Annotated in this window: 21 protein-coding genes; 8 read left to right on the top strand and 13 right to left on the bottom strand. The window is 66.4% G+C overall.

The annotated features are described in order from the left end of the window. Nucleotides 1-213: 213 nt before the first annotated feature. From A3OM_RS0100350 to A3OM_RS24900, 5 genes are all read right to left on the bottom strand, one after another. The gene (locus A3OM_RS0100350) at nt 214-717 is read right to left on the bottom strand and encodes a hypothetical protein (RefSeq protein ID WP_157196415.1); all 504 of its coding nucleotides are present in this window, start codon (nt 715-717) and stop codon (nt 214-216) included. A gap of 447 nt (nt 718-1,164) precedes the next feature. Continuing rightward, a complete protein-coding gene (locus A3OM_RS24680; protein WP_018041738.1) occupies nt 1,165-2,226 on the bottom strand; it encodes a hypothetical protein in 1,062 nt (353 codons plus the stop codon). Between the two features lie 69 nt (nt 2,227-2,295). Continuing rightward, nucleotides 2,296-3,174, bottom strand: coding sequence for a hypothetical protein (locus A3OM_RS0100335; RefSeq protein WP_018041737.1), 879 nt, complete (start codon nt 3,172-3,174; stop codon nt 2,296-2,298). A gap of 315 nt (nt 3,175-3,489) precedes the next feature. Continuing rightward, nucleotides 3,490-4,251: a DUF3102 domain-containing protein gene (locus A3OM_RS24905; protein WP_081612596.1), complete on the bottom strand. Its 762-nt coding sequence runs from the start codon at nt 4,249-4,251 to the stop codon at nt 3,490-3,492. 497 nt (nt 4,252-4,748) lie between these two features. Further along, the gene (locus A3OM_RS24900) at nt 4,749-6,614 is read right to left on the bottom strand and encodes a calcium-binding protein (RefSeq protein WP_081612595.1); all 1,866 of its coding nucleotides are present in this window, start codon (nt 6,612-6,614) and stop codon (nt 4,749-4,751) included. Between the two features lie 303 nt (nt 6,615-6,917). On the opposite strand from A3OM_RS24900, the gene A3OM_RS0100325 reads away from it, so the two are divergent. Further along, nucleotides 6,918-7,106 (top strand): hypothetical protein, encoded by a 189-nt coding sequence (locus tag A3OM_RS0100325; protein ID WP_018041734.1) that lies wholly within the window; start codon nt 6,918-6,920, stop codon nt 7,104-7,106. 537 nt (nt 7,107-7,643) lie between these two features. Here A3OM_RS0100325 and A3OM_RS0100315 read toward each other — a convergent pair. Further along, entirely contained in the window at nt 7,644-7,838 is a 195-nt protein-coding gene (locus A3OM_RS0100315) for a hypothetical protein (protein WP_018041732.1), read from the bottom strand. A gap of 538 nt (nt 7,839-8,376) precedes the next feature. Here A3OM_RS0100315 and A3OM_RS0100310 point away from each other — a divergent pair. The 5 genes from A3OM_RS0100310 to A3OM_RS0100290 all read left to right on the top strand — a co-directional run bounded on the left by A3OM_RS0100310 (nt 8,377) and on the right by A3OM_RS0100290 (nt 16,162). Continuing rightward, entirely contained in the window at nt 8,377-9,732 is a 1,356-nt protein-coding gene (locus A3OM_RS0100310; RefSeq protein WP_018041731.1) for an SWIM zinc finger family protein, read from the top strand. Further along, the gene (locus A3OM_RS0100305) at nt 9,732-11,279 is read left to right on the top strand and encodes a DUF5691 domain-containing protein (RefSeq protein WP_018041730.1); all 1,548 of its coding nucleotides are present in this window, start codon (nt 9,732-9,734) and stop codon (nt 11,277-11,279) included. Before A3OM_RS0100310 ends, A3OM_RS0100305 begins: the two co-directional genes overlap by 1 nt. A gap of 3 nt (nt 11,280-11,282) precedes the next feature. Further along, a complete protein-coding gene (locus A3OM_RS0100300) occupies nt 11,283-12,383 on the top strand; it encodes an AAA family ATPase (protein ID WP_018041729.1) in 1,101 nt (366 codons plus the stop codon). A gap of 312 nt (nt 12,384-12,695) precedes the next feature. Then, nucleotides 12,696-15,005 (top strand): DUF5682 family protein, encoded by a 2,310-nt coding sequence (locus A3OM_RS0100295; RefSeq protein WP_018041728.1) that lies wholly within the window; start codon nt 12,696-12,698, stop codon nt 15,003-15,005. Continuing rightward, nucleotides 15,002-16,162 carry a VWA domain-containing protein gene (locus tag A3OM_RS0100290; RefSeq protein ID WP_018041727.1) on the top strand — a complete coding sequence of 387 codons (1,161 nt, stop codon included), beginning with the start codon at nt 15,002-15,004 and terminating at the stop codon, nt 16,160-16,162. Before A3OM_RS0100295 ends, A3OM_RS0100290 begins: the two co-directional genes overlap by 4 nt. Nucleotides 16,163-16,300: 138 nt before the next feature. Here the strand turns inward: A3OM_RS0100290 and A3OM_RS0100280 are convergent, their stop codons facing one another. The 3 genes from A3OM_RS0100280 to A3OM_RS0100270 all read right to left on the bottom strand — a co-directional run bounded on the left by A3OM_RS0100280 (nt 16,301) and on the right by A3OM_RS0100270 (nt 19,219). Continuing rightward, nucleotides 16,301-16,636: a hypothetical protein gene (locus tag A3OM_RS0100280; protein WP_018041725.1), complete on the bottom strand. Its 336-nt coding sequence runs from the start codon at nt 16,634-16,636 to the stop codon at nt 16,301-16,303. A 178-nt stretch (nt 16,637-16,814) separates the two neighbouring features. Beyond that, nucleotides 16,815-17,876 (bottom strand): isopenicillin N synthase family oxygenase, encoded by a 1,062-nt coding sequence (locus A3OM_RS0100275; protein WP_018041724.1) that lies wholly within the window; start codon nt 17,874-17,876, stop codon nt 16,815-16,817. Nucleotides 17,877-17,878: 2 nt separating this feature from the next. Continuing rightward, complete coding sequence (locus A3OM_RS0100270) at nt 17,879-19,219, bottom strand: PLP-dependent transferase (protein WP_018041723.1); 1,341 nt, start codon at nt 19,217-19,219, stop codon at nt 17,879-17,881. A gap of 503 nt (nt 19,220-19,722) precedes the next feature. Here A3OM_RS0100270 and A3OM_RS0100265 point away from each other — a divergent pair. Then, nucleotides 19,723-19,938, top strand: a complete 216-nt coding sequence (locus A3OM_RS0100265; protein ID WP_018041722.1) for a hypothetical protein — start codon at nt 19,723-19,725, stop codon at nt 19,936-19,938. Nucleotides 19,939-19,975: 37 nt separating this feature from the next. On the opposite strand, the gene A3OM_RS0100260 is transcribed toward A3OM_RS0100265, so the two are convergent. From A3OM_RS0100260 to A3OM_RS0100245, 4 genes are all read right to left on the bottom strand, one after another. Then, nucleotides 19,976-20,359 carry a hypothetical protein gene (locus A3OM_RS0100260; protein ID WP_018041721.1) on the bottom strand — a complete coding sequence of 128 codons (384 nt, stop codon included), beginning with the start codon at nt 20,357-20,359 and terminating at the stop codon, nt 19,976-19,978. A gap of 87 nt (nt 20,360-20,446) precedes the next feature. Next, on the bottom strand, nt 20,447-20,656 hold the full coding sequence (locus tag A3OM_RS0100255) for a molybdopterin-binding protein (RefSeq protein WP_018041720.1): 210 nt from the start codon (nt 20,654-20,656) through the stop codon (nt 20,447-20,449). 12 nt (nt 20,657-20,668) lie between these two features. Further along, nucleotides 20,669-21,451 carry a molybdate ABC transporter substrate-binding protein gene (gene modA / locus A3OM_RS0100250; RefSeq protein ID WP_018041719.1) on the bottom strand — a complete coding sequence of 261 codons (783 nt, stop codon included), beginning with the start codon at nt 21,449-21,451 and terminating at the stop codon, nt 20,669-20,671. A gap of 37 nt (nt 21,452-21,488) precedes the next feature. After that, on the bottom strand, nt 21,489-22,544 hold the full coding sequence (locus A3OM_RS0100245) for an NAD(P)-dependent alcohol dehydrogenase (protein WP_018041718.1): 1,056 nt from the start codon (nt 22,542-22,544) through the stop codon (nt 21,489-21,491). A gap of 207 nt (nt 22,545-22,751) precedes the next feature. Between A3OM_RS0100245 and A3OM_RS0100240 the strand changes: the two genes are divergently transcribed. Further along, the gene (locus A3OM_RS0100240) at nt 22,752-23,102 is read left to right on the top strand and encodes a winged helix-turn-helix domain-containing protein (protein WP_018041717.1); all 351 of its coding nucleotides are present in this window, start codon (nt 22,752-22,754) and stop codon (nt 23,100-23,102) included. Nucleotide 23,103 lies beyond the last annotated feature (1 nt).

The raw sequence follows: 23,103 nt of genomic DNA, 5'->3' as shown, positions 1-23,103 counted from the left end.
GCACCGAATGATGCTCTTTGAGAGCAGCCCCGCCGCCCCGATCTGCTCACGGGGCCGGCGGGGTGGGTCGTCCATCTCACAGTGAGCCGATACGCAACTTGGCTCGATGGGAGGATAGGCGGCGACGATGCGTGAGACAGTGGGTTCGCTTGGCCAGCCATCCCGGCCGACGCGCTTCATGCCCATTCTGTTAGACGCTAGTGGCCTAAGACCTCAGCGACTCGGCGCCATACCAGGTGCTCCGGGGGCTCCGCCCGGTGTCGCCATGGCGGTGTAGCCCGCAGGAACGTTCAGCCGCGCCGCCTCTACCGGGCCGTAGGCTACCTGTGTCGCTTCCATTACCGTCGTCAGTGTACCGCCCGGTGGCGTGGTCGTCGCCCGCAGCAGAACCCCATCTTCCGTGATGCAAGACGTCCCCCGCCCCGGCCCGGCGGCCACCTCCCACTCCGTGCACGCTGTGCCGGCTACCGTGGCCGTCCCTTTGCGCGTGAAAGTCGCACCCGGTGGCACGCCTTGCGTCATAGCCGCCACCGTCGCCGGTGGCATCGCCATCGTTGCCCGCTGAGCGTCCATCACCATCACGGCTGTGTTCGCCTTCCGGTCTACCAGCATCCATCCCATCCCGCCGGGCGGGTCGATCCGCTGCTTGCCGGCGCTGGCCGAGAACGCCATCTGCATCCCCTGCGGCGGTGCTGCCGTCCCTGGTACGCCGGCCATGCCCGGGGCGTTCATGCGGTAGGTGACCGTAACGTCACGCGTTGGTTGCAGATTCGCCGGTTGGGCGAGGGCGGGCAGCGCGACAAGCGCTAGGGAAGCCACTGCGGTTAGAAGACGGATCATGAGGTTCCTTTCTGCTTCGAAGGCGCGGAAAATGGCCCGATCAGCGAGGCTTGTCCATGGGTTAGCATTCCCGGATGTTAGCGCTCATCAGCATAGGCAAGATGGCGATGCTCTTCTCGGCCTGCCGAGCCACGTTCTGCATGCTCAATCGTTCGGACGAGAGCAGGACAATGCGCGCCCGCAGGATGTGCTTGAGGGGGCGGGATCAATCTCCAGCGATTGCGGACAGCGCTGACTTGGTGGCGTCGTCGAGGAGCGCGCAAACGGTCTGAGCCATCGCCCATACTCGCATGCATCACGCCCTGCGAGAATCCTCCGACCGCGTCAGTGCACTAATTTAGCTTGGGCGCCATACATTTCAGCATGAAGGACAACCCGATCACAGTCTGAGTACGCGGGGCAGTAAACCTGCTTGCAGCCCTCGGTGTCGTCGATCTTGCGGCCGTTACACAGGTTCAGGCCCCACTCGGCACACCATAGCCAGATGGCGTGTTGAACGAAACGTGGGAAGGTCGCAGGGAAGGCAGGGTTGAACTCACGCGCATCGACACGCTCGGCAAGACCTTCAACGATATCAGCGCACCCGCCAGCGGCGTAGCAGCCGGGGCCGTAGGGGTGCTTGGCACCAAAGCGCTGAAGTGCGCCGCTGCGATGTAGGAAGTTGTGTACCAAGCTGTCGATGGCGATCATGCTGGCGCCGGTGCTCACCCAGCGCTCACGGTTCGGGTCGGCGACAAGCAGCAGCTCCGCGAGCATCATGGACCAAAGCTTGTCCGACACGCCAACAATCGACGTGAGGGGGCCCAGAACGGCTGCCCGCATCATTTGGCTTCGGTTGCGCATGCCGATGCCGAGATCGGCCTGAGCAAGTCGCCTGTCGATCCAGCCAATGAAGTCACCGCCACACACATCACGTATGAAAAGGGCGAGGCTGTAGGCTGCTTGGTTCAGCCCGCCCTTCCGCAGCGGCAGGGTCGGTAGCGGGCAGGCCGGGCGATGGCGAGCTTCAGCGCATGTGCCCGCGGTCTTGAGATAGCCGCAGTCCGCAAAAGCCCAGTAGCTGGCAAGGCGGGGGCACGAAGGCGAAGCGCTCAACGTTGCAACCACATCGGCCCACGTAGCCCTTCCATGCTGTTCGGCATAACCGAACGCGATTGCATCAGAGATCCCCTGCAGCGGCACCAGGGTCATCAGCCAATTGTACACCGGCCCGGTATCGCCACGAGCAACGGCATCGATTACACCAGCCTCGGCAAGGCGCGCCGAGATGTCCTCAAACAGGGTTGACGGGGCGAGCACGAGAGCGGGCCGAGTCACCTTGAGTAGGTGGGCATAGGGATCACCCGGCCCAAAGTCTGCAACTGGCAAGTTTGGCAACGTTAGCATGCCAAACGCCGTAGCAGGCCGTCAATAAGCCCCGTCAACCCTAGGACGGTGTTAGGCTCGAAGTTGAACTTATTCTTGCCGGCGTTTCTCGTGTGCTGCCGTCCAAGCACGACTTTTGGCCAGAGCGCGGTAATTGATGCGACTCAGTAGTTTGACTCCTTCGCCGGCAGCAAACGACAGATCATCTAGTCGAAGCCCCCACATGGCATTGCACATCTTTGCCTGTAGGCCAGGGCGATTCAGCAGCGGGCGCTTCCCCTGATAAAACTTCCCTGTAGTGAACTTGCTTATCTCGCCGGTTTCAGTGTCGATTGCCTCTTCCCTGTGTGCCCAAATACGGTACTCGCTTTGCGGGGCCTTAAGCATGTAAATCACTTTCCCCTCGACCTCGGTCGCATTGAAGCTCGCGGCCCTTGCTGCATCCAGCCCAGGTATCAGTGTGCGGTTTGCGCCGTTGATCCGCTTAACGAGCGCCTTTACATCGTCTTGTGCCGGCCCCCACACCAACGCGTGAACGTGCCAGGATACGGCCTGTTTCATACCCTCGCGGATGAGCCCGACATTGGTGTAAAGCGACGCCTCAACCATACCGATGAAATTACAGCCCTTGAGTTGCTCGGCGGCCCACGTCTGCAGCGTTTTTGGGTCAAACGTTGCGGCGTCGGGCAAAGTTGTTACGAATTGTTCGGCGATCAGGGTGACCCAAGACACGCGTTTGCCCGGCGGCAACCGAGCAAGCTGATCTACGATCATTGTGCTCGCGACATCTAGGTAATCGATGCGTGCTTGCATGTTGTTCGCCATGAGGTGTTTGGCAGCTAGCGTCGGGATTTCAGCGCGTACATCGTCCGATAGCGCTTTGGCGCCTACCCGACGTGTGCGCAAATAATCCTTTAGCTTCGCGTGCAGCTCTATGTGCGCCTGCTCGAAAATAGGCCACGTTGTCATGGGCTTGCGGCGATTGGCTTTACGTCGTGTAGGCTGCCAAACTGATGTCTGAGGCGGTTTTGATGGCATAGCGATGCTGCGCCTGTGTTGGGGTTGGGTTGATTGCTGGTGGGCTTACACACTAGCCCACTGACAACGCGCGATGTCGTCAGTGGGCAATTGGTGAGAAATGTATTACAAGCAGTAGGCAATCGTTATAAATTACGTATATAAGCATCTGTCATATATTTTTATAACCTAAACCCATCGCTTGCCAAAATTCGCACTGCACCCTCTTGATATTGCGAAATCACAAGGCCAAGGCGATACCTGTGACTACTCGATTTTTTCCGACGGCTGCAGGCGACGAATCAGAATGTCGCGCATGGGACCGACGTCAGACGCCGTGTAGCGTTCGTTGTTAGGCATCAATTTTGTTGATTTATACGATTGATTAGCAGTTTTACGGATTTCGCATTCGAACTCAGGGGTAAAAATTACTCCTGGGCCGCTTGCCTCGACGAGATCGAACAGGGCACTAATGTTATTGCCCAACAGCTCCATAAATGATGTCTTTATCGGCAATAGAGTCGAATTATCGACAGAGCTCGCATTTTTAGATGCATAAATACCCGGTTCATCCGCGCTTCCGTTGCTTTCTTTTCCGCCATCAAGCTTCACATCCCGAAATCGTTTTAGTGCAGTTCTTATTTCTCCGGTGACCTTTTCGCCAGCCACAACCTTTGGGGCATACTTTTCGCGAATATCAGCTGGTACTGAAGGGGCGGAAAGCAAATAGACAGGCGTAGGGGGAGGCAAATCCGAATCTGGTACGGATTTGAGGAGTGGCCCAAAAACTTCCGCCGCTTGCATCAGCTTTTCAGCGGTACGCTTGCCATATTTTAGGCGTTTCAAGCACCAAGCCTCGAACCCGCCGTGCTGCTGTAATGCTTTCGCCTTGATAAGATCCTGACCATTTTTTAGCCAACAAACGCCAACTTGGATATTTAGTCTCCTGTCTCTATCGCAAATGCCTACTGCGATGGCTTCCAATTCGTTCTCGATAAGATCTGGTTGCTTTGTAAGGTCAGTATGCATGAGATTTATCCTTTCGCGGGTGACCACGGAAGGATGCAAATGTTCGGCGTGAACTCAAGCAATTTCCATAGCTTTTAAAGTTGCCAGAGGGGTACAACACCGGTATACATGACCCGAGGGGTTGGCCCGTAAGCCATTGATATCATTTACGTCGTAGTGGCGCAGTTCCAGTCCGTCCCTGGGCACCATTTCCTTTTATGCCATTTCCGCATTGAGATCGTTGGGCCTTCTCGCCCGCACCGGTTTACGGAAGTGGGGACGCCGCCCCGTCCTTCTGTGGTTTCTGCGGCGCGCCTACCCGCCTGATTGCGCCGCTCACCGTCGCGACGACGAACACCGGCGCTGGCGGGCGAGGTCCACAGGTACCTTCGACGGATCCCCGGTGAGACTCCGAGCGCGCCCGTTGGGACGTGCCGCACAGCGGCCGGCATCACGCCAGAAAAAAGCCCGCCACGGAGTGATCCGGCCGGGCTCGGGTTAGGGGATGGGAACTGAACTTAGGTGAGGAGAAACCCGAAATCGCTCGCATCCAGCGACGAAGCGGCAACATCATGAAGGATGATCTTGTTGCCTGACCCAGCGCCCTCGAATGTGATGAGCGTATTCGCTCCGCCATTCAGTCCGCTGATGTTGATGTCATTGAAGCTGTTGACGAGGGCTGACACGTCAAAATGGTCTGCACCTGACTCGAAGCCATAGACATTGTCGCGTCCAAAGTTCGCTTTGAAAGTGAAGGTATCAGCCCCTGCGCCGGCAGAGAGTTTGTCGCTCCCGGTGCTACCGTCAAGGACCGTGTCACCCGCACCGGCCGTGATGGTGTCGTTGCCCTTGGTGCCCGTCACCGTAGCGAGCGTCGTTGCGGCATTCTGTACGGTGATCGCGACTTTCGTGCTCACACCAGACATATCGAGGGTCAGCGAATCGCGCACATAGACCGCCTCGACCTCCTTGAAGTTGATGTCGATGAACGTGAAGGTTTCCGCCCCCTGAAGGAAGAGCTTGTCGTTGCCGGCATCCCCCTGGACCAGCGTCGGCGCCTCGATAACCACCAGCCTATCGTCGCCGTCTCCCCCGACCAGCGTGTCGGAGCCAGCGTCCCCGCGCAGGGTATCGTTGCCCTCACCTCCGAAAAGCCGGTCGTTTCCCGCGCCGCCAGCAAGGACGTTGGCCGCCGCATCGCCCGTCAGCGTATCGGCGTTCTGGCTGCCGGCAAGGTTCTCGATACTGGTCAGGATATCGCCTTGCGCGTCACCGCCACTGTAGGAGCCCGTCGCTAGATTGACGGTCACACCGAGGAGGGAATGCTCGTAGCTCGCCGTATCGCTGCCACCCGCGCCGAAAAGCTGGTCGGCTTTCGCGCCGCCTTCGAGCACATTGGCCGTCGCATCGCCTGTCAGAACGTCTTCGTATCGACTGCCGCGAAGGTTCTCGATATCGGTCAGGATATCACCTCCAGCGTCGCCACCGGTGTTGGCCCCCGTCGTCAGATTGACGGTCACACCGAAGAGAGAATGCTCGTAGCTCGCCGTGTCGCTGCCACCCGCGCCGAAAAGCTGGTCGGCTTCCGCGCCGCCTTCGAGCACATTGGCTTTTGCATCGCCCGTCAGAGAATCCGCGTAGTCACTTCCGCGAACGTTCTCGATGCTCTCGAGAATATCCCCCCACGCCGCCCCACCATCGCTGACCTTGGTCGTCAGGTTCACATCGACAGAAAAGGCTGACGTCTCGTAGCTCGACGTGTCGTTACCTGCGCCACCTCGGATAACGTCGGCGCCATCGTGTCCTTCCAGGATATTGTCACCCGCATCACCGACCAAGATATCGAGGAAACGAGTGCCGACAACATTCTGAATGTCGATGAGCGTGTCATGAAATCCGAAGCCGTCCCTGTTGTAGGCCTCGCGCTCGTCAAGAAAAACCTGAACGCCCAAAGTATCCGGAACGTTTGGTCCGCTGTATCCCACATAACTGGCGGTATTGTTTCCGGAACCGCCTCGGATGATATTGGTACCCAGATTGCCTATCAAGGTGTCGTCGCCGCCACCGCCATTCAAGACGTCATTGCCCGAGCCGCCGTATAGGAAGTCACCAAGTTTACCACCCTGCAGAACGGAATCGCCAGTCCTGTCGTCATAGGCGAGAATTAACGGTCCGGCCCCATCGGCGACATTCACCTGGGCGCCACCACTTAGATACGTATATTTTACCGAAGGGGCTCCCCCTAAGGACAGGCCCAGGAACCCGCCGGCGAAACCCACCTTGAGAGGCGCGTCTTTGTTTGAGTTCGGATCGGCGTTATTGCTCAAAAAAATCACGCTATTGAGGCGGCCGTCATCAAAAATTGCCAATCCTGCATAATGCATAGTATAAATCTCCGTTTCAGAGCGATTTCAATGCGAAAATTTAACCAAATACCTAAAACATATCGAGGCTCAGCTCAATGGCTGGCAGACATGCCTTTGCGAAGGCCGGGATACAATGAGGTCTGAGACGCCAGGAATAGAAAAAGCGCGGCTCGATTAAGCACTATCTTATGGTGTGCCTGATCTGACCCTCTGGGTCGTCGCGCAAATTGTGAGGCCGCCGGACGCGCTTCGCGCAGCCGATGGATCGTTTCGTTCAATGCCGACGTTTCACATGGTGCGACACAGCATGAGGATGCCGCGATGCCGTCGTTGCTCGAAGCCGCCGAAGACGAGTTGACCGCCATGGCGCAGGCGGCGAGGGAGGCCATCGACCTCCGCTTGCAGATGTCTCCAGGCGAAGACGGGGTCAGCTTCTGGGCAGCCGTCGCCAAGCTCTATGCCCGAGGTCTGGCAGAGCCCGTAGCGGTGCCTGAGGAATGCGCCGCGTAACCTTGGGCTATGACAGCCCGTATTGAGCGAGACGTGCCGCCCTCTTGGCCCGCATCTGCATGGCCCTGATAGCGTGCTGATGGCTCGCTTGGAGCAGGGCGTCTTCCCCTTCGCTCCGCCCGTCGCCCATCGTGCGTGCCGGGCTGCTATGCAGATCGTGTCGCATGAGTGGGGCGATGCGACCGACGGCGCGGAATGAATGCGAGGCGGACCACCGGCAAGACAAGGCGAGAGTCATTCTACAATGACTCGACGATCACTGTAGTCGCCTGATTTCCAGGGCGACGGACCGGCATCGCCGTCCCACATGGGCTGTCTGGACATTCATTGAACCCACGCCGGGGATCGTCGTGTCCCCATCCTCGTGATGTCCTCAGCCGGCCCTACACGATCGACGGTCGATCGGTAGGATCAGTCAGCGGAGTGACCCGCCGAGATCGAAGGCCGCTCGGGGTGAACGATCGAGCAGCTCGCCTTTACGATCCGCCCCTCGCCACGCCGAGTGGATCGCCCGCGATCCTTCGATCAGACCCGCCCCTACCGGTCCCGATCCGCCTCAAGCTGCTTCATGAGTTCGGCAAGGCGCGGGTCCAGCGGCTCGTCGATGACCGGCTCATAGAGGGCCTGCAATTCCTCGCCGAGACGCCGCCGGGTCGTCTCGGTCAATGCGCTGTTCAGATCCGTGGCACGGGGCCTGGGCCAACTGGGCTCGCGGTATTCCTCGATGCGCATCCCAACTCCCTCTCTGACACGAAGACTGTAAACGCGAAGGCCGACGATAGGTTCATATGTCGCGGCTCATGGGGAATGGTCTCCCTCCGGCGGAGAGACCGGGTGCCCTGGACATGAGTCCCTTCGCGACACAGGCAGCCTCGGGCGAGGGCATCTCCGGGCAGAAGTCCGCGCTCTTGTCGATGAGAAAGCCGCAGCGGGATTTTCGTTGGAGGCGCCGAACTGCCATCCCTGCTGTGCCGATGACCATCGAGCGAGCGTTCCACCGGAATAACGAGAGCAACTGGCGAGGTCGAACGATGTCAGCGCGCCCGGCGATCGCGGATGAGCGAAACTTCGACCACGCTCATGGTCCATGAGAATCTATGATTTCTGGCGTTTTAGCCTTGTCTGAAATTTATACAGGCTTGTTATTCGATATAATTTCTCAGCATTTTCTTAATAGATATTTGAGCTGGCGATTTATGCTTGCATTGCCGCCTCGGCGGGTTAGGCTTCGGCGAATCATCCCGCTTCGGAATCGCCGTCCCATCGCCGTATGAGCCTCACCTCCGCGCAAATCCTCGACCTCGCTCCCGATGCGTCGAGCCGCAAGGCCGGGCAGGATCAGGCGAAGGCGGCCAAGTGGAGCGGGCTCGGGCGTGCGGGCGACGTCGTCTGGGGCGAGATCAAGGGAAGCGGAGCGAACCCCTATCGCACGGTGGCCGATCTCTCCGGTCCGGCCTCGAAATGCACCTGCCCGAGCCGAAAATTTCCCTGCAAGCACGCAATCGGCCTGATGCTGGTGGATGCCGCCGCGCCGATCTCCGAGGCCGAACCGCCGGATTGGGTCGCCGCTTGGATCCGGGGCCGCGAGAGCCGCGCCGTCTCGGCCGAAACGCGGTCCCAGCAAGCCTCCGCCCCCGTCGACGAGAAGGGGCAGGCCAAGCGCCGCCAGGCCCGCGAGGACAAGGTCTCGGCGGCCCTCGGCGAACTCGACCTCTGGCTCGGCGACCTGATGCGGCGCGGCCTCGCGACGGTGCGGCGCGAGCCCTATGCCTTCTGGGACCGCATGGCGGGACGCCTCGTCGATGGACAGGCCCCGGGCCTCGCCCGCAGGGTCCGGGCCATGCCGGGCCTCGTCGCGGCCGCGCCCGGCTCTGCCGCACGTCCGGAGGCGACCCTTGCCCTCGCCCTCGGCCGCCTGTCCCTGCTGGCCCGGGCCGCCCGGCGTCTGGACCGGCTCGCGCCCGAACAGGCAGCGGGCGTCCGCGCGGCCATCGGCTATCCCGTGACCGCCGAGGAGATGTCGGCACGTCCGGGTCTCGTCGACGAGTGGGCCGTCCTCGCCCATACGGTGGAGGACGAGGACAAGCTCACCGCCCGCACCGTCTGGCTCGCCGGACGCACGAGTGGCGCCATGGCCCAGGTGGTCGATTACGGCACCTCCGGCTCGCCGCTGCCGCCGGTCCCGGCGGCGGGGCAGGATTTCTCGGGCGCGCTCGCCTTCCATCCCGGCGATCCGCCGCTCAGGGCCGTGTTTCGCGAGGGGCGCGCCGGACCGGCGCAGTCCGGCGCCCTGCCCGGCGCGACGAGCGTCGCCGAGGCCCTCGACGGTTTCGCCGAGGCCCTGGCGCGGGCGCCATGGATCGACCGCTGGCCGGTCAGGCTGTCCGGCCTGCGCCTCGGACATCTCGCGGATGGCGCCATGGGCGCGGGTGACGCCACCGGCTGTTTCACCCTCGCCGATTCCGCACATTTCCCCCCTCTGATGGCGGTGGCGGCGGGCGGCCCTGTCGATCTTTTCGGGCTCTATGACGGGTTCGCGCTCACGCCCCTGGCCATGGTGGCCGAAGGGCACCTCTACGCCGTTCCCGCCCAGGATTCCCGGCCGATCCTGGTGAGGGCGGCCTGATGAGCCTCGACGCATCCGCTCCCGACGATTGGGAATCGGCCCTCGTCTCCGTCCTGCTGGGGGCCGACAGCTCTCCCGCCCCCGCCGACCTCGAGACGGTCGCCGGCGTGCTTCCGCGCGCGGAGCCGGGCATGGCCCTGCTGGCGCGGGTCGCGGTCGCGGGCATCCACCATCTCGCCGGCAGCGGCTTTCCGCCCGACGCCTTCACGCCGGCGCCCCCCTACGAGGCGAAGGGCCGGCCCTGCCCGCCTGCAGCGGCGGCGCGGCTCGGGCTGCTCCTCGCCGGGGGCACAGAGGCGCGGGGCCGCCTGAAGGAGTGGTGTGAGCTCGCCGCGGCAGCAGGGATGCGCGCGCCGCCCTGGCTGCTTCCGGCCCTCGCGCCCTGCCGGCGCGAGTGGGAAGAGATCATCGACGCGGTCGCGGGCGAGGAGCTCGCCTGGCTGGAAGCGGCCTGTTCCGCCCGAAGCGCCGAGGCGGCGACTTCGGCCCCGGACGGCGCGGAGGAGAGCCCCGCCGAACGCCACGCCGCCTTCGCCGACTTCCGCCGGCGCGATCCGGCAGGAGCCCGCGCCGAACTGGAGGCCGGGTTCCGCGCCGAGAAGGCGGACATGCGTGAGCGCCTCGTCCACATCCTGGAGATCGGCCTGTCGGAGGCGGATGCGCCCTTTCTCGAAACCTGCCTGGACGATCGCGCGGGCGGCGTGCGCGCGGCGGCGAGGAGTCTGCTGCCGCGCCTCACCCAATCGCTCCTCGCCTCCCGCATGGCGGCGCGGGCGCGAACCGCCCTCGTGGTCGAGAGCAGCGAGAAGCTCCTCGGCGGGACGAAACACACTCTGGTGGTCACGCTGCCGGAGGAATCGCCGACGCTCGCCCGGGACGGGATCGAGCCGAACGCCTACGAGCGGAGGCGCGGCGGCGCGAGGGCCGGTCTGCTCGAGAGCGTCATCGCCGCCGCTCCCCTCCACGCCTTCGCCGAACATCCGCCGAGGCTCTGGATCGAACTGGCCCTGCGCAGCGAATGGGCGATCCAGATCGTCGATGGTTTTCTCACCGCCGCGCGCCGCGAGCGCGACCTCGACTGGGTACGGACGATGGTGTCGGTGCTGGGCGAGGCGGCCGCCGGGCGCCTCGCCGGCATCGAGCCGGGCGATGCCCTCCGTGAGACCTGGGCCAGCGCCGTGCGGTCGCTTCCCGCTGCGGAATGGGAGGCGACGGTGACGCAGATGCTCGCCAAGGGGGAGATCGATACGATCCTGACCCTTCTGAGGCAGCCGCCCTCCTCCCTGTCCGAGGCCTTCACGGCGGCCCTCCTCGATTGGCTCGCCTCGGTGACGCGGACCTCGCAATCCGACCGCAAGGACCTCGCCTCCGCTTACCTGCTCACCCGCCTCGCCGAACGGGCCTGGCCCGACGAGGACCATGCGGCCTCCGCCGCCGCCATCCTCGCCCGGCTGCCGGACGAGGCCGAGGACAACCTGCGCCGGCAGATCGAGGGTTTCGCCGAAACCCTCGCGCTACGCGCCACCATCCGACGGGAGTTCGCCTGAGGCATGAGCCAGACCAACGGAACCAAGACGACGCAGCTGCGCCGGGCCGCCGAGGATGCCTTCGCCGAGGAGCTGGAGGCGCTGCGCGGCGCCGATGACAGGCCGCGCCCGCCGAACTGGCTGCTCTCGCCGCAGGCGGTCGTCACCTATCTCATGGGCGGGCGGCTCGACTCCGGTTTCGAGGTCACGCCGAAATACATCGGCGACCGGCGCCTGATGGAGGTGGCGGTGGCGACGCTGGCCACCGACCGGGCGCTCCTCCTCCTCGGCACGCCGGGCACCGCCAAGAGCTGGGTCAGCGAGCATCTGGCGGCGGCGATCTGCGGCACCTCGCGCCTCATCGTGCAGGGCACCGCCGGCACCAGCGAGGAATCGATCCGCTACGGCTGGAATTACGCCCTGCTGCTGGCCAAGGGGCCGAGCCGCGAGGCCGTGGTGGCGAGCCCGATCGTGCGCGCCATGGAGGAGGGCAGAATCGCCCGCGTCGAGGAACTGACCCGCATCCCCTCCGAGACGCAGGACAGCTTCATCACGATCCTTTCCGAGAAGACCCTGCCGATCCCGGAACTCAACGAGGAGATCGCCGCCGCCCGGGGCTTCAACCTCATCGCCACCGCCAACAACCGGGATCGCGGCGTCAACGAATTGTCGAGCGCGTTGAAGCGCCGCTTCAACACCGTGGTGCTGCCCTCGCCGGCCACGATCGAGGCCGAGATCGCCATCGTCGAATCCCGCGTGGCCGCCCTCGGGCGCGCCTTCGAGATCCCCGCCGAACCGCCCGGCGCCGACCAGATCCGCCGCGTCGTCACCATCTTCCGCGAGTTGCGGGAGGGTGTGACCGCGGACGGCAAGAGCAAGGTCAAGCAGCCGTCCGGCACGCTCTCCACGGCGGAGGCCATCAGCGTCGTCGGCAGCGGGCTGGCGCTGGCCGCCCATTTCGGCGACGGCCACCTCTCGGCCCACGACCTCGTCTCCGGGATCAGTGGCGCGGTGATCAAGGATCCGGTGCAGGACGCCATCGTCTGGCGCGAATATCTCGAAACCGTCGTGAAGGAACGGCCGGAGTGGAAGGACTTCTACCGCGCCGCCCGCGAGAGCGCGTGACCCGCGCGTCGAGACGCGGGGTGAGCATCCCTCTCCCCGCGCGCGGGGAGAGGGCCGCGACGACCCCGTCGTCGGCGCGGCGAGGCGGCAGCCGGGGGTGAGGGGGCGATTCCGAAAGTGCCTCATCCTGAGCCGCCCCCTCACCCTCGCTCCGCTCATCACAGGCACGACGAGGTGCCTGTGATCCTCTCCCCGCAAGCGGGGAGAGGCGTCGCCCGTCTTCACTCGGCGGCGCCCGTCCCTCGCTGCCTCATCATTCCACCCACGAGACCATTCGTGCCATGAGCCTTCGCCCCACCACCCCCGGCCGCGATGCCTGAGGTTCGGATCTTCGGCATCCGCCATCACGGGCCGGGATCGGCCCGCTCGCTGCGCGCGGCCCTCGATGACTTCCGGCCCGATTGCCTGCTCATCGAGGGGCCGCCGGATGCCGACGCCCTGATCCCCCTCGTCGCCGACCCGGCGATGGCGCCGCCGGTGGCCCTGCTCGTCTACCGGGCGGACCGGCCGCAGACCTGCGCCTTCTTCCCCTTCGCGGCCTTCTCGCCCGAATGGGTGGCCATGCGGCACGGCCTCGACCATGGGGCGACCCTGCGCTTCATCGACCTGCCGCACGCGATCCAGCTCGCCGACGGGTTCGAAACGAGGGGAGAGGCGCCCGAAGGCGAGACGGCGCCGGCCGGGCTCGATACGCCCGCGCCCGCCGAGGCGCCCTCCCTCGCCCTGCGGCGCGATCCCCTCGGCGAACTGGCCGAGGTCGCGGGTTTTCCCGACGGCGAGCGCTGGTGGGACGCCTTCGTCGAGAGCCGCGCGGGCGAGAACGGCGACGTGTTCGCGGCGATCCAGGAGGCCATGACGGCCCTGCGCGAGGGCGCGGAGACCGCTCCCGGCCAGGACACCGATGGGGAGGCGTTTCGCGAGGAGGCGCGCGAGGCGCATATGCGCACCTGCCTCCGCAAGGCGGCGCGTGAGGATTTCGCCCGCATCGCCGTGATCTGCGGGGCCTGGCACGCCCCGGCGCTGGCGCGCCACGATGCCAAGGGACAGGTCGGCCTCGATGCGGCGACTTTGAAAGGGCTGCCCCGGACCAAGGTCGCCGCAGCCTGGGCGCCCTGGTCCTACGAGCGCCTCGCCACCGCCAGCGGCTACCGGGCCGGGGTGCTCTCGCCCGAATGGTACGATACCCTGTGGAACCACGAGGGCCGTGTCGCAGCGCGTTGGCTCGCGCGCGCGGCGGCCCTGCTCCGCGCGGAAGACCTCGACGCCTCGCCGGCCTCCGTGATCGAGGCCGCCCGCCTCGCCGAGGCGCTGGCCGGGTTCCGGGGCCGGGCACGCCCCTCCCTCGACGACCTGCACGAGGCCGCGCAGGCGACCCTGTGCTTTGCCGATCCGGCGCCGATGGTGCTGATCCGGCGCAAGCTCGTCATCGGCGAGCGCCTGGGCGCGACGCCGCCGGACAGTCCCGGCACGCCGGTGGAGGCTGATTTCGCCGCGACCTGCAAGAGCCTGCGCCTCAAGCCGGAGGCGGTCGCGGGCGACCTCGTGCTCGACCTGCGCAAGGAGAACGACCTCGCCCGCAGCCATTTCCTCAACCGGCTCCACCTCATCGGCATCCCCTGGGGCCGGCGTCAGCAGGCGCGCGGGCGCGGCACCTTCAAGGAGGCGTGGTTCCTGTCCTGGCAGCCCGAATGGGTGGTGGATCTGGTCGCCGCCTCGGCCGATGGCGGCACGGTGGCCGAGGCCGCCGCCAGCCGGGTGCGCAGGCGGGCGCACGAAGCGACCCGCGTCGCGGAACTGTCGGGCCTCATCGGCACGCTCCTCGACGCCGATCTCGCCGGAGCCGGGGAGGATGTGATCCGCGCCCTCAACGACCGCGCCGCCGTCTCGGCGGACGTGTTCGACCTGATGGAGGCGCTGCCACCGCTCGCCGAACTGGCGCGCTACGGCTCGGTGCGCTCCTCCGATACGGAGCCGGTGCTCGGCGTGGTGCGCGGGCTCGTGCCGCGCGCCGCCGCAGGACTGACGGCGGCCTGCCAGAGCCTCGACGACGACGCAGCGAGTGCCGCCAAGGCGCGGATCGTCGGCGTCCACGCCGCGATCTCCCTTCTGGAGGAGCCCGACCTGAAGGCCGTCTGGCAGGAGGCCCTTCGCGGCCTGGCCGACCAGAGCCATGTGCATGGCCGCGTCGTCGGACGCGCCGTGCGACTGCTGTTCGATGATCGGGCCCTCGATGCGGAACAGGCCGGCGACCGGCTTCGCCTCGCTCTGTCCCGCGCCTCGGGCACGATGGCGGCGGCCGCCTGGATCGAGGGGTTTTTGGAGGAGAGCGGCACGGCCTTGATCCATGGCGGCACCCTGCTCGCGGTCATCGACGAATGGCTCGCCGGCCTCGACGGAACGCTCTTTGCCGAATTGCTCCCCCTGCTGCGACGCACCTTCGCGACGATCTCGCAGGGCGAGCGACGCGCCATCGGCGAGGCTTTGAACCGCCATGGGACGGGTGTTTCCGAGGGAGAGGGATCGGGCCGCATCCTCCATGCCGAACGCGCCGCCAGGGTGCTGCCGATCCTGCGCCTCCTCCTGGCGCCTGTGGAGAGCGAGACGACGGAGGACACGCCATGAGCGACACCGAGCGCCTGCGCCGCTGGCGCCTCGTCCTCGGCGGGGGCGCGGCGGACGGCACCGGCTGCGGCCTGTCGGGCCGCGATGTCGGCATCGACCGGGCGCTCGGCGCCCTCTACGATTCCGACCGGAAGGGCGGACTCGGCGCCTCGTCCCCTTCCGTGCCCCGCTGGCTCGGCGACATCCGCGATTATTTCCCGGCCTCGGTGGTGCAGGTGATGCAGCGCGACGCCTTCGAGCGCCTCGACCTCAAGCGCATGCTCACCGAGCCCGAAATGCTGGAGGCGGTGGTCCCCGACGTCGCCCTCGTCTCGACCCTGATCTCCATGCGCGGGCTGCTGGGCGGCAAGACCAAGGACACCGCCCGCCTCGTGGTGCGCAAGGTCGTGGACGCTTTGATGCGCAAGCTCGAAGAGCCCCTGCGTCAGGCGGTGACCGGAGCCATCGACCGTGCCAGCGTGAACCGGCGCCCGCGCCATGCGGAGATCGACTGGAACCGGACCATCCGGGCCAACCTGCGCCATTATCAGGCCGAGTACCGCACCATCATCCCCGAGACCCGGTTCGGCCACGGCCGGCGCCAGCGCGCCAGCCTCAAGGACGTGATCCTGTGCATCGACCAATCCGGCTCAATGGCGAGTTCGGTCGTCTATTCGAGCATTTTCGGCGCGGTGATGGCCTCGCTCCCGGCGGTGACCACCCGCCTCGTCGTGTTCGACACCGAGGTGGTGGACCTCTCCGACGAGTTGGAAGACCCGGTGGAGGTGCTGTTTTCGGTCCAGCTCGGCGGCGGCACCGACATCAACCGGGCGATGGGCTATTGCGAATCCCGCATCACCCGGCCCGAGGACACGATCCTGGTCCTGATTTCCGACCTCTACGAGGGCGGCGTCGAGGCCGGGCTCCTGGCGCGCGCGCAGCGGATGGTGGCGTCGGGCGTGCAGGTGGTAGCGCTGCTGGCCCTGTCCGACGAGGGCGCGCCCTCCTACGACCGGGCGCTGGCGGGCCGGCTCGCCGCCTTGGGTGTGCCCGCCTTCGCCTGCACGCCGGACCTGTTCCCCGACCTGATGGCGGCGGCGATCCGGAAATCCGACCTCACCGCCTGGGCCGCCTCGGCCGGCATCGCCGCGATCCCGGCGGCGGGCGCGCCCGGCTGAGAGCTTGTTTGAGTTGTTGTCCAGGGCGTTACCTCAGGATGAGGAGGTCTGCTTGGATGATCGAATTTCGCAGACGATCGACTTTGGCATGAGCATCCGCTGAGGCATCCGATCAAAAGCGCTCTGAGCGGGACGCATTTAATCAGAAGCCGTTTCGTCGGCAGACGCATCGGCGGCGAGCCTGGCTCGCTCCCGAAGCAGGGCCGGGTGGAACGCCCTCGCCCTCCGCAGCCTGCGTTTCAGCATCCGGCGGGTGCGGGAGCGGATCGGCCACAAGGCACGTCGCATGATGTCCCCCTCCCCGATCCGCAGCGATGGCGTGGGCGGGCCGGCCTCACTCAGGCCTGCATGGATGGCGAAGCGGCGGGACGGGAGAAGGGCGAGGGTGCCTATGTCGAAGCTCTCCGCAGAGCGGTCGTCGGCCGTGCGGACCTCTCGATAAGCGTCGGGCTCGGCGGCGAAGGGGGCGAGCATGGTTCGGAAACCTCGGTGCGGAAGACGACGTGGCTGAACATGGCGGCGACACCGCCGAGATGGGCAGCGTCCGGGATCCCGTGCCGGATCTCACCGGGCCGAAGCCTGGCAAAGCAAACCCCGCCAAGCGACGGCGGCGCGCGAAGCAGATCGGAGACGGCTTTCCACGCAGCGCCGATCATGCGGGGGCCGTTTCGGCGAGATCGCCGTAGAACCGCGCCGCCACGTCGGGATGGGAGCGCAGGCGGCCCTTGAGGTAGTTGCGGCCGACCTCGTGGAAGAGCGGGTTGTCGGGGTCGCTCGCCGGCCCGCGCGCCTCCGAAGCGAGGTCGGCCGGCAGGTCGAGGAGGGGCACCGTGGCGTCGTGGCGGGCGCCGAGGAAGAACGCGACGGAGAGACGGTCGCGCCCCGCCGGCGGGGTGACGACCCGGTGGATCGTGGCCCGCAGGTAGCCGTTGGAGGCGAGTTCGAGCAGTTCGCCGATATTGACGACGAAGCTCCCCTCCACCGGCTCGGCCGCGATCCAACCGTCAGGCCTCTCGACTTCGAGGCCGCTCTGCCCGTCCTGGACAAGGAGGGTGAGGAAGCCGCTGTCCTTGTGGGCGCCGACGCCCTGCTCTCCCTGCGTGGCCTCGCGGCCGGGATAGCGGATGATCTTGATGTGCTGGTTCGGCGCGCCCTGGTAGATCGGGGCGAACACGTCCTCGGGCTGGCCCAAGGCGAGGGCGAAGGCGCGCAGCAGGCGGATGCCGAGCTGCGTCACCGCCGCCTGCCAGCGCAGCAGGCCGACGCGGAGGTCGGGCAGGCCGACCGGCCATTGGTTCGGCCCCTGCAGCCGGCTCCAGGGGGGCGAGGCAGCGGTCTGCGGAAGGACTTCGCGCTCGGCGCCGACATCGAATTGCTCGCGCCAATCCGGCGCGCCCCGCGTGATCTCGCGTCCGGCCGCCGTGTAGCCGCGAAAATGCGGTGAGCGCACCATCGCCACCGCCTGCTTCTCCGGAAGAGGCAGGGCGAAGAAGCGCCGGGCCAGGGCCTGGACCTGCGTGATCTCCGCCGCCGGAATGCCGTGGCCGACGAGGTGGAAGAAGCCGACATCACGGGCGGCATCACGCAGTTCGGCCAGGAAGGCCTCCCGCTCGGCCGGCCCGGCATCCAGCCGGCGCAGGTCGAGACGGGGGATCGAGGCGGCGGGAGCAGAGGATTCCGGTGCCGCCCACGAAGCCAGCGGGGAGGCCGCCACGGTCAGGCGGCCTTCGCGAAGGACCCGACCGAGGCCAGGGCCTGGTCGAGATCGGCCAGGATGTCGTCGATGTGCTCGAGGCCGATGGAGAGGCGGACATAGCCGTCGGACACGCCGGTGGCGCGCTGGTCCTCGGGCGTGAGCTGCGCGTGGGTGGTGGTGGCCGGATGGATGGCGAGGCTGCGGGCATCGCCGATATTGGCCACGTGATAGAACAGCGACAGGGCCTCGATGAAGCGACGGCCGGCCTCGCGCCCGGCGGCGAGCTCGAACCCGACGAGGCCGCCATAGCCGCCCTTGAGGTAGCGTTCCGCCCGCTCGCGCGCCTTGCCGGTGGCGTGCGAGGGATGGATGACCCGCTCGATCTCCGGCCGGGCCGCGAGGTAATCGACCACGGCCTGCGCGTTGCGGCTGTGGCGTTCGATGCGCAGGGCCAGGGTCTCCAGCCCCTGCAGGGTCAGGAAGGCGTTGAACGGCGAGACCGACGGGCCGAGGTCGCGCAGCAGCCGGACCCGGGCGCGCAGGATGTAGGCGATAGGTCCGAGGGGCTTGGCCGCCTCCGTCCAGACCGCGCCGTGATAGCTCGGATCGGGGGTGTTGAGGGCGGGCTGGCGCTGGGGGTTGGCCGCCCAGTCGAACCGCCCGCCATCGATGATCGCCCCGCCGATGGCGATGCCGTGGCCGCCGAGATACTTGGTGGTGGAATAGACCACGATGGCCGCGCCATGGTCGAACGGGCGCGCCAGGAGCGGCGCGGCGGTGTTGTCGACGATGAGCGGGATGCCGAAGCCCCGGCCGATCTCGGCCACCTCCGCGATGGGGAAGACCGCGAGTTTCGGGTTGGCCAGCGTCTCGCCGTAATAGGCGCGGGTGCGATCGTCGGTGGCGCGGCGGAAATTCTCCGGGTCGGCCGGATCGACGAAGCGGACCTCGATTCCCTGCTCGGCCAGCGTGTTGGCGAAGAGGTTCCAGGTGCCGCCATAGAGATCGGTGGAGGCGACGATGTTGTCGCCCACCCGCGCGAGGTTCTGCACCGACAGGGCGGAGGCCGCCTGGCCCGAGGCGAGGGCCAGCGCCGCCGCCCCGCCTTCGAGGGCGGCGAGGCGCTGCTCCAGCACGTCGACGGTGGGATTGGTCACGCGGGTATAGAGGTGGCCGAGTTCCTTCAGGGCGAACAGGTTCTCGGCATGGGCCGTGTCGCGGAACTGGAACGAGGTGGTCTGGTGGATCGGCACTGCCACCGAACCCGTGGTCGGATCGGCGCGCCAGCCCGCATGCAGGGCGAGCGTCTCGGGGTGAAGCGAGGCGGGCCGGGGCGAGTTCGGCGTGTTCTGGTTCGACATGGGGTGGCTCCGGAAAAGGGAACGGGGCGGGGCATCGGCCAAGGGATATCGATCACCGCTTCGCAGAAGCGGCGGGATCCCGGCATCGAGCGGAATGATCGGAACTACAGTTCCGTCGACGATGAAGTCTGTTCCGGCCCTCGACTAGGCCGCTTGGCGATTAATCAAGATGACATCCGTATCATGAGACACGCGCCGCCCATGTCAACGAAATGGAATTTCGATTTTCGAGATCGATCGACACAAAGTCTTCGGCGGCAGGGGCGAGAGGGGGAAGAGACCGTTCCTTCCCTCACATTGGCCCGCCTGCCACCGGCCGGGACTCTCTTCCGCGGTTTCAGCCTCGTGCTTCTCTAACGCCGGCGCGCCGCTCCGGCCTGGACAGAGCGGACGGGCCATGGTCCTGCACTTTGGGAAGTCCCACCCCTCGGAATGTCGGGCGGGCCGTGTCGTCCATCGGCCCATGGATGCCGCCCGTCGTATCCTCGTCGAACGGAGGCCCGATGAACGTCCTGATCGCCATGCTGGCGCTGAAGATCCTGACCCTGGCGGGATCGACGGCCACGACCATCGGCCTCGTCGGCCTGTTCGCCTTCCGCGACACCCTCGGTCCGCATCTCGTCCCGCTCTGGGTCGGCGGCTTCCTGGCCATCGCCCTCGGCGAGGGCGGGACATGGCTCATCGCCCGGCGGAACGCGGCCAAGACCGCCGAGGATTAGCCGAAGCGCGGGCTGTCGGGGTTCACAGGCCCGCCCCTCACCCCTGCCGTCGCTCGAACCGGAAAGGGCGGTGCTGGTCCTCGAAGGCCCGCATCTCGACCGTCCACAGCCCGCCATCGTCGCCGTCCAGGGTGAAATGGAGCGCGTAGGCGGTAGCGTCCTCCCCGGCGGGGTCGCGGAACTCGATCTCGTCCAGCCACCAGGGCTCGTCCGAGCGGCCGCAGGCTTTCGTCCTGTCCACGAACAGGTCGAGATAGGCCGAGGCCGCGTCCCGCACGGCCGGGAGCGAGGCGGCGACCTTGGCCGCCAGATCGGCCTGGGCGCGGTCCACCGCGCCGCTCTCGTCGCTCAGGTAGAGGGGGATGCCATCGATCCGGGCGACCCAGCCGGCGGCCCCCATCTGCGTGAAATTCAAGGCCACGGCGTCACCTCCCCTCCCCCACCCCTGCGGGGACCGCCTCTCCCTGCGGAACGAAGGTGCCGGCCAGGATGAGGCGGATGGGATCGCTCAGTCGACGGCGATCATCACGTCTGAGGATTTGACGACGGCATAGGCCTCGCCGCCCACGGTGAGGCCGAGCGCATCCACCGACTCGTTGGTGATCGAGGCGGTGACGACGGTGCCGTCGGCGATCTCGATCTTCACATGGGCGGTGGTGGCGCCCTTCTCGACGGCGACGATCTTGCCCTTGAGGGTGTTGCGCGCGCTGATCTTCATGGTGTTTCCCTTTTACCGTGCGGAATTGGGGCCGAGGATGGTGAAGCCTTGGGCCTCGAAGAAGGGCCTCGCCTCGGCGCTCTTCAGGAAGTCGAGGAACTTGGCGGCCCCCTCTCCCCTGGCCTCGGCCGTGACGGCGAACGGGTACACCACCGGGGGATGGCTGTCCGCCGGAAACACGCCCACCACCTTCACCCCCGGATCGGACTTGGCATCGCTCTCGTAGACCACGCCCAGCGGCGCCTCCCCGCGCGAGACCAGCAGCAGAGCGGCCCGCACGTTGTCGGCCTGGGCGAGGCGCGGCTGCAGGCCTCCCCACAGGCCGAGCGTCTCGAAGGCGGCTTTCGCGTACTTGCCGATGGGCACCGAATTGACCTCTCCGGTGGCGAGACGACCGTCGGGTCCGAGCGCGGCGGCGAAGCCCTCCGCCGTGAACGGCACGTCGGCGGTCGCGGCATCCTTCGGCGCGATGACGACGATGCGGTTGCCGAGCAGGTTCACCCGGCTCTCGGCGCGGATCAGGGTCTTCTTGCCGAGATAATCCATCCATTCGAGATCGGCCGAGGCGAACAGATCGGCCGGCGCGCCGGATTCGATCTGCCGCGCCAGGGCCGAGGAGGCGGCATAGCTCGCCTTCACCTCGACGCCGCTCCTGGCGGTGAAGGCCTTGCCGGCATTGTCGAGGGCGTTCTTCAGGCTCGCGGCGGCGAAGACCGTGGCCGTCTCGGCCGCCCTGGCGGCAGGCGCCAGAACGACGAGACCGGCGAGCACGAGGGCACGGAAGGCGTGGCGCATGAAGGGGAGCTTCCCGAAGACAGGCAGGGACGGATCGTCAGGCGGCTTTGGGCAGGGACGCCATGTCGATGACGAAGCGGTATTTCACGTCGCTCTTGAGCATGCGGCCATAGGCCGTCTCGATCTGGTCGATGGGGATGATCTCGATGTCGGAGGTGATTCCGTGCGCGGCGCAGAAATCGAGCATCTCCTGCGTCTCGGCGATGCCGCCGATGAGCGAGCCGGCGAAGTTGCGCCGCCGCCAGATCACGCTGAACACGTTGACCGAGAGCGGCTTCTCCGGAGCGCCCACCTGCACGAGGGTGCCCTCGCGCTTGAGCAGGCCGAGATAGGCGTTGATGTCGTGGTCGGCCGCCACGGTGTCGAGGATGAAGTCGAAGGTCTCGCCCTGTGCCGCCATGGCGTCGGGATCCTTCGAGATCACCACCTCGGAGGCGCCGAGCCGCCGGGCATCGGCCTCCTTGCCGGGCGAGGTGGTGAACAGGACCACATGCGCGCCCATGGCGTGGGCGAGCTTGACGCCCATATGGCCGAGGCCGCCGAGCCCCACCACGCCGACCTTCTGCCCGGCCTTCACGCCCCAGTGGCGCAGGGGCGAATAGGTGGTGATGCCAGCGCAGAGGAGCGGGGCGACGGCGGCGAGATCCAGGTTTTCGGGGATGCGCAGCACGAAGTGGCCGTCGACCACGATATGGCTCGAATAGCCGCCGAACGTGTGTCCGCCGGTCTGCGGCTCGGGGCCGTTATAGGTGCCGGTGAAGCCGGGCACGCAATACTGCTCCAGCCCTTCTTTGCAGCTGTCGCATTCGCGACAGGAGGCGACCATGCAGCCGACGCCGGCGAGGTCGCCCGCCTTGAAGGCCGAGACCTCCGCGCCGACCCGCGTCACCCGGCCGACGATCTCGTGGCCGGGAACGCAGGGGTAGAGCGTGCCGCCCCATTCGTTGCGGGCGGTGTGCAGGTCCGAGTGGCAGACCCCGCAATACAGAATCTCGATCTCGATGTCGGAGGGGCCCGGGTCGCGACGCTGGAAGGTGAAGGGCGAGAGCGGCGCTTCCGCGCTGGTGGATGCGTAGCCGGTGCAGGTGAACATGCTCGTCTCTCCGCGATCTGCTGGCCGAGGCGACCCGGTGCCACCCCGCCCCATCCTCGCCCGACCTCGTCATCGACGAAAGTCCCGGCATGCCGCTATATACATCTGAACATACCGGTCGCTCAAGGATTGATCGCCCGACGGCATGGCCTATCGTCGATCCTCACCGGAACGATTCCAGGGCGTGGCCCGGCGAGGGGCGGTGAGATGGCGACGTTGAGCATCCGGATCGATCTCGGCCCCGGGAACCGCCTCGGACCCGGCAAGATCCGCCTCCTCGAAATGGTCGCCGAGCACGGTTCGATCTCCGCGGCGGGCCGGGCCCTCGGCATGTCCTACCGGCGCGCCTGGACGCTGATCGAAGCGGTGAACACCGGCTTCGGCCGACCGGTGGTCGAAGCGCAGATCGGCGGCAGGAGCGGCGGCGGCGCGCGGCTCACGGCCTTCGGGACGGTTCTGGTCCGCGATTACCGCGCCATCGAGGCGGCGGCGGAGAAAGCGGCCGCGCCGTACCTCGACGCCCTCGACCGGGAGACGGTCGCGGCTGGGGGCCGATGAT

Origin of the sequence: Methylobacterium sp. 88A, assembly GCF_000376345.1 — a bacterium.
Lineage (GTDB): Bacteria > Pseudomonadota > Alphaproteobacteria > Rhizobiales > Beijerinckiaceae > Methylobacterium > Methylobacterium bullatum.
The sequence above is the reverse complement of the archived record's forward strand: the minus strand, read 5'-3'. Positions and strand labels throughout refer to the sequence as shown.

Bases quoted from the DNA above. Each gene is read 5' to 3' on its own strand.
- A3OM_RS0100310 (WP_018041731.1), top strand. From the start codon at position 8,377: ATGAGCCTCACCTCCGCGCAAATCCTCGACCTCGCTCCCGATGCGTCG.
- A3OM_RS0100325 (WP_018041734.1), top strand. From the start codon at position 6,918: ATGCCGTCGTTGCTCGAAGCCGCCGAAGACGAGTTGACCGCCATGGCG.
- A3OM_RS0100245 (WP_018041718.1), bottom strand. From the start codon at position 22,544: ATGTTCACCTGCACCGGCTACGCATCCACCAGCGCGGAAGCGCCGCTC.
- modA (WP_018041719.1), bottom strand. From the start codon at position 21,451: ATGCGCCACGCCTTCCGTGCCCTCGTGCTCGCCGGTCTCGTCGTTCTG.
- A3OM_RS0100280 (WP_018041725.1), bottom strand. From the start codon at position 16,636: ATGCTCGCCCCCTTCGCCGCCGAGCCCGACGCTTATCGAGAGGTCCGC.
- A3OM_RS24680 (WP_018041738.1), bottom strand. From the start codon at position 2,226: ATGCTAACGTTGCCAAACTTGCCAGTTGCAGACTTTGGGCCGGGTGAT.
- A3OM_RS0100240 (WP_018041717.1), top strand. From the start codon at position 22,752: ATGGCGACGTTGAGCATCCGGATCGATCTCGGCCCCGGGAACCGCCTC.
- A3OM_RS0100295 (WP_018041728.1), top strand. From the start codon at position 12,696: ATGCCTGAGGTTCGGATCTTCGGCATCCGCCATCACGGGCCGGGATCG.
- A3OM_RS0100265 (WP_018041722.1), top strand. From the start codon at position 19,723: ATGAACGTCCTGATCGCCATGCTGGCGCTGAAGATCCTGACCCTGGCG.
- A3OM_RS0100315 (WP_018041732.1), bottom strand. From the start codon at position 7,838: ATGCGCATCGAGGAATACCGCGAGCCCAGTTGGCCCAGGCCCCGTGCC.
- A3OM_RS0100270 (WP_018041723.1), bottom strand. From the start codon at position 19,219: ATGTCGAACCAGAACACGCCGAACTCGCCCCGGCCCGCCTCGCTTCAC.
- A3OM_RS24900 (WP_081612595.1), bottom strand. From the start codon at position 6,614: ATGCATTATGCAGGATTGGCAATTTTTGATGACGGCCGCCTCAATAGC.
- A3OM_RS0100350 (WP_157196415.1), bottom strand. From the start codon at position 717: ATGGCCGGCGTACCAGGGACGGCAGCACCGCCGCAGGGGATGCAGATG.
- A3OM_RS0100255 (WP_018041720.1), bottom strand. From the start codon at position 20,656: ATGAAGATCAGCGCGCGCAACACCCTCAAGGGCAAGATCGTCGCCGTC.
- A3OM_RS0100335 (WP_018041737.1), bottom strand. From the start codon at position 3,174: ATGACAACGTGGCCTATTTTCGAGCAGGCGCACATAGAGCTGCACGCG.
- A3OM_RS0100300 (WP_018041729.1), top strand. From the start codon at position 11,283: ATGAGCCAGACCAACGGAACCAAGACGACGCAGCTGCGCCGGGCCGCC.
- A3OM_RS0100290 (WP_018041727.1), top strand. From the start codon at position 15,002: ATGAGCGACACCGAGCGCCTGCGCCGCTGGCGCCTCGTCCTCGGCGGG.
- A3OM_RS0100305 (WP_018041730.1), top strand. From the start codon at position 9,732: ATGAGCCTCGACGCATCCGCTCCCGACGATTGGGAATCGGCCCTCGTC.
- A3OM_RS24905 (WP_081612596.1), bottom strand. From the start codon at position 4,251: ATGCATACTGACCTTACAAAGCAACCAGATCTTATCGAGAACGAATTG.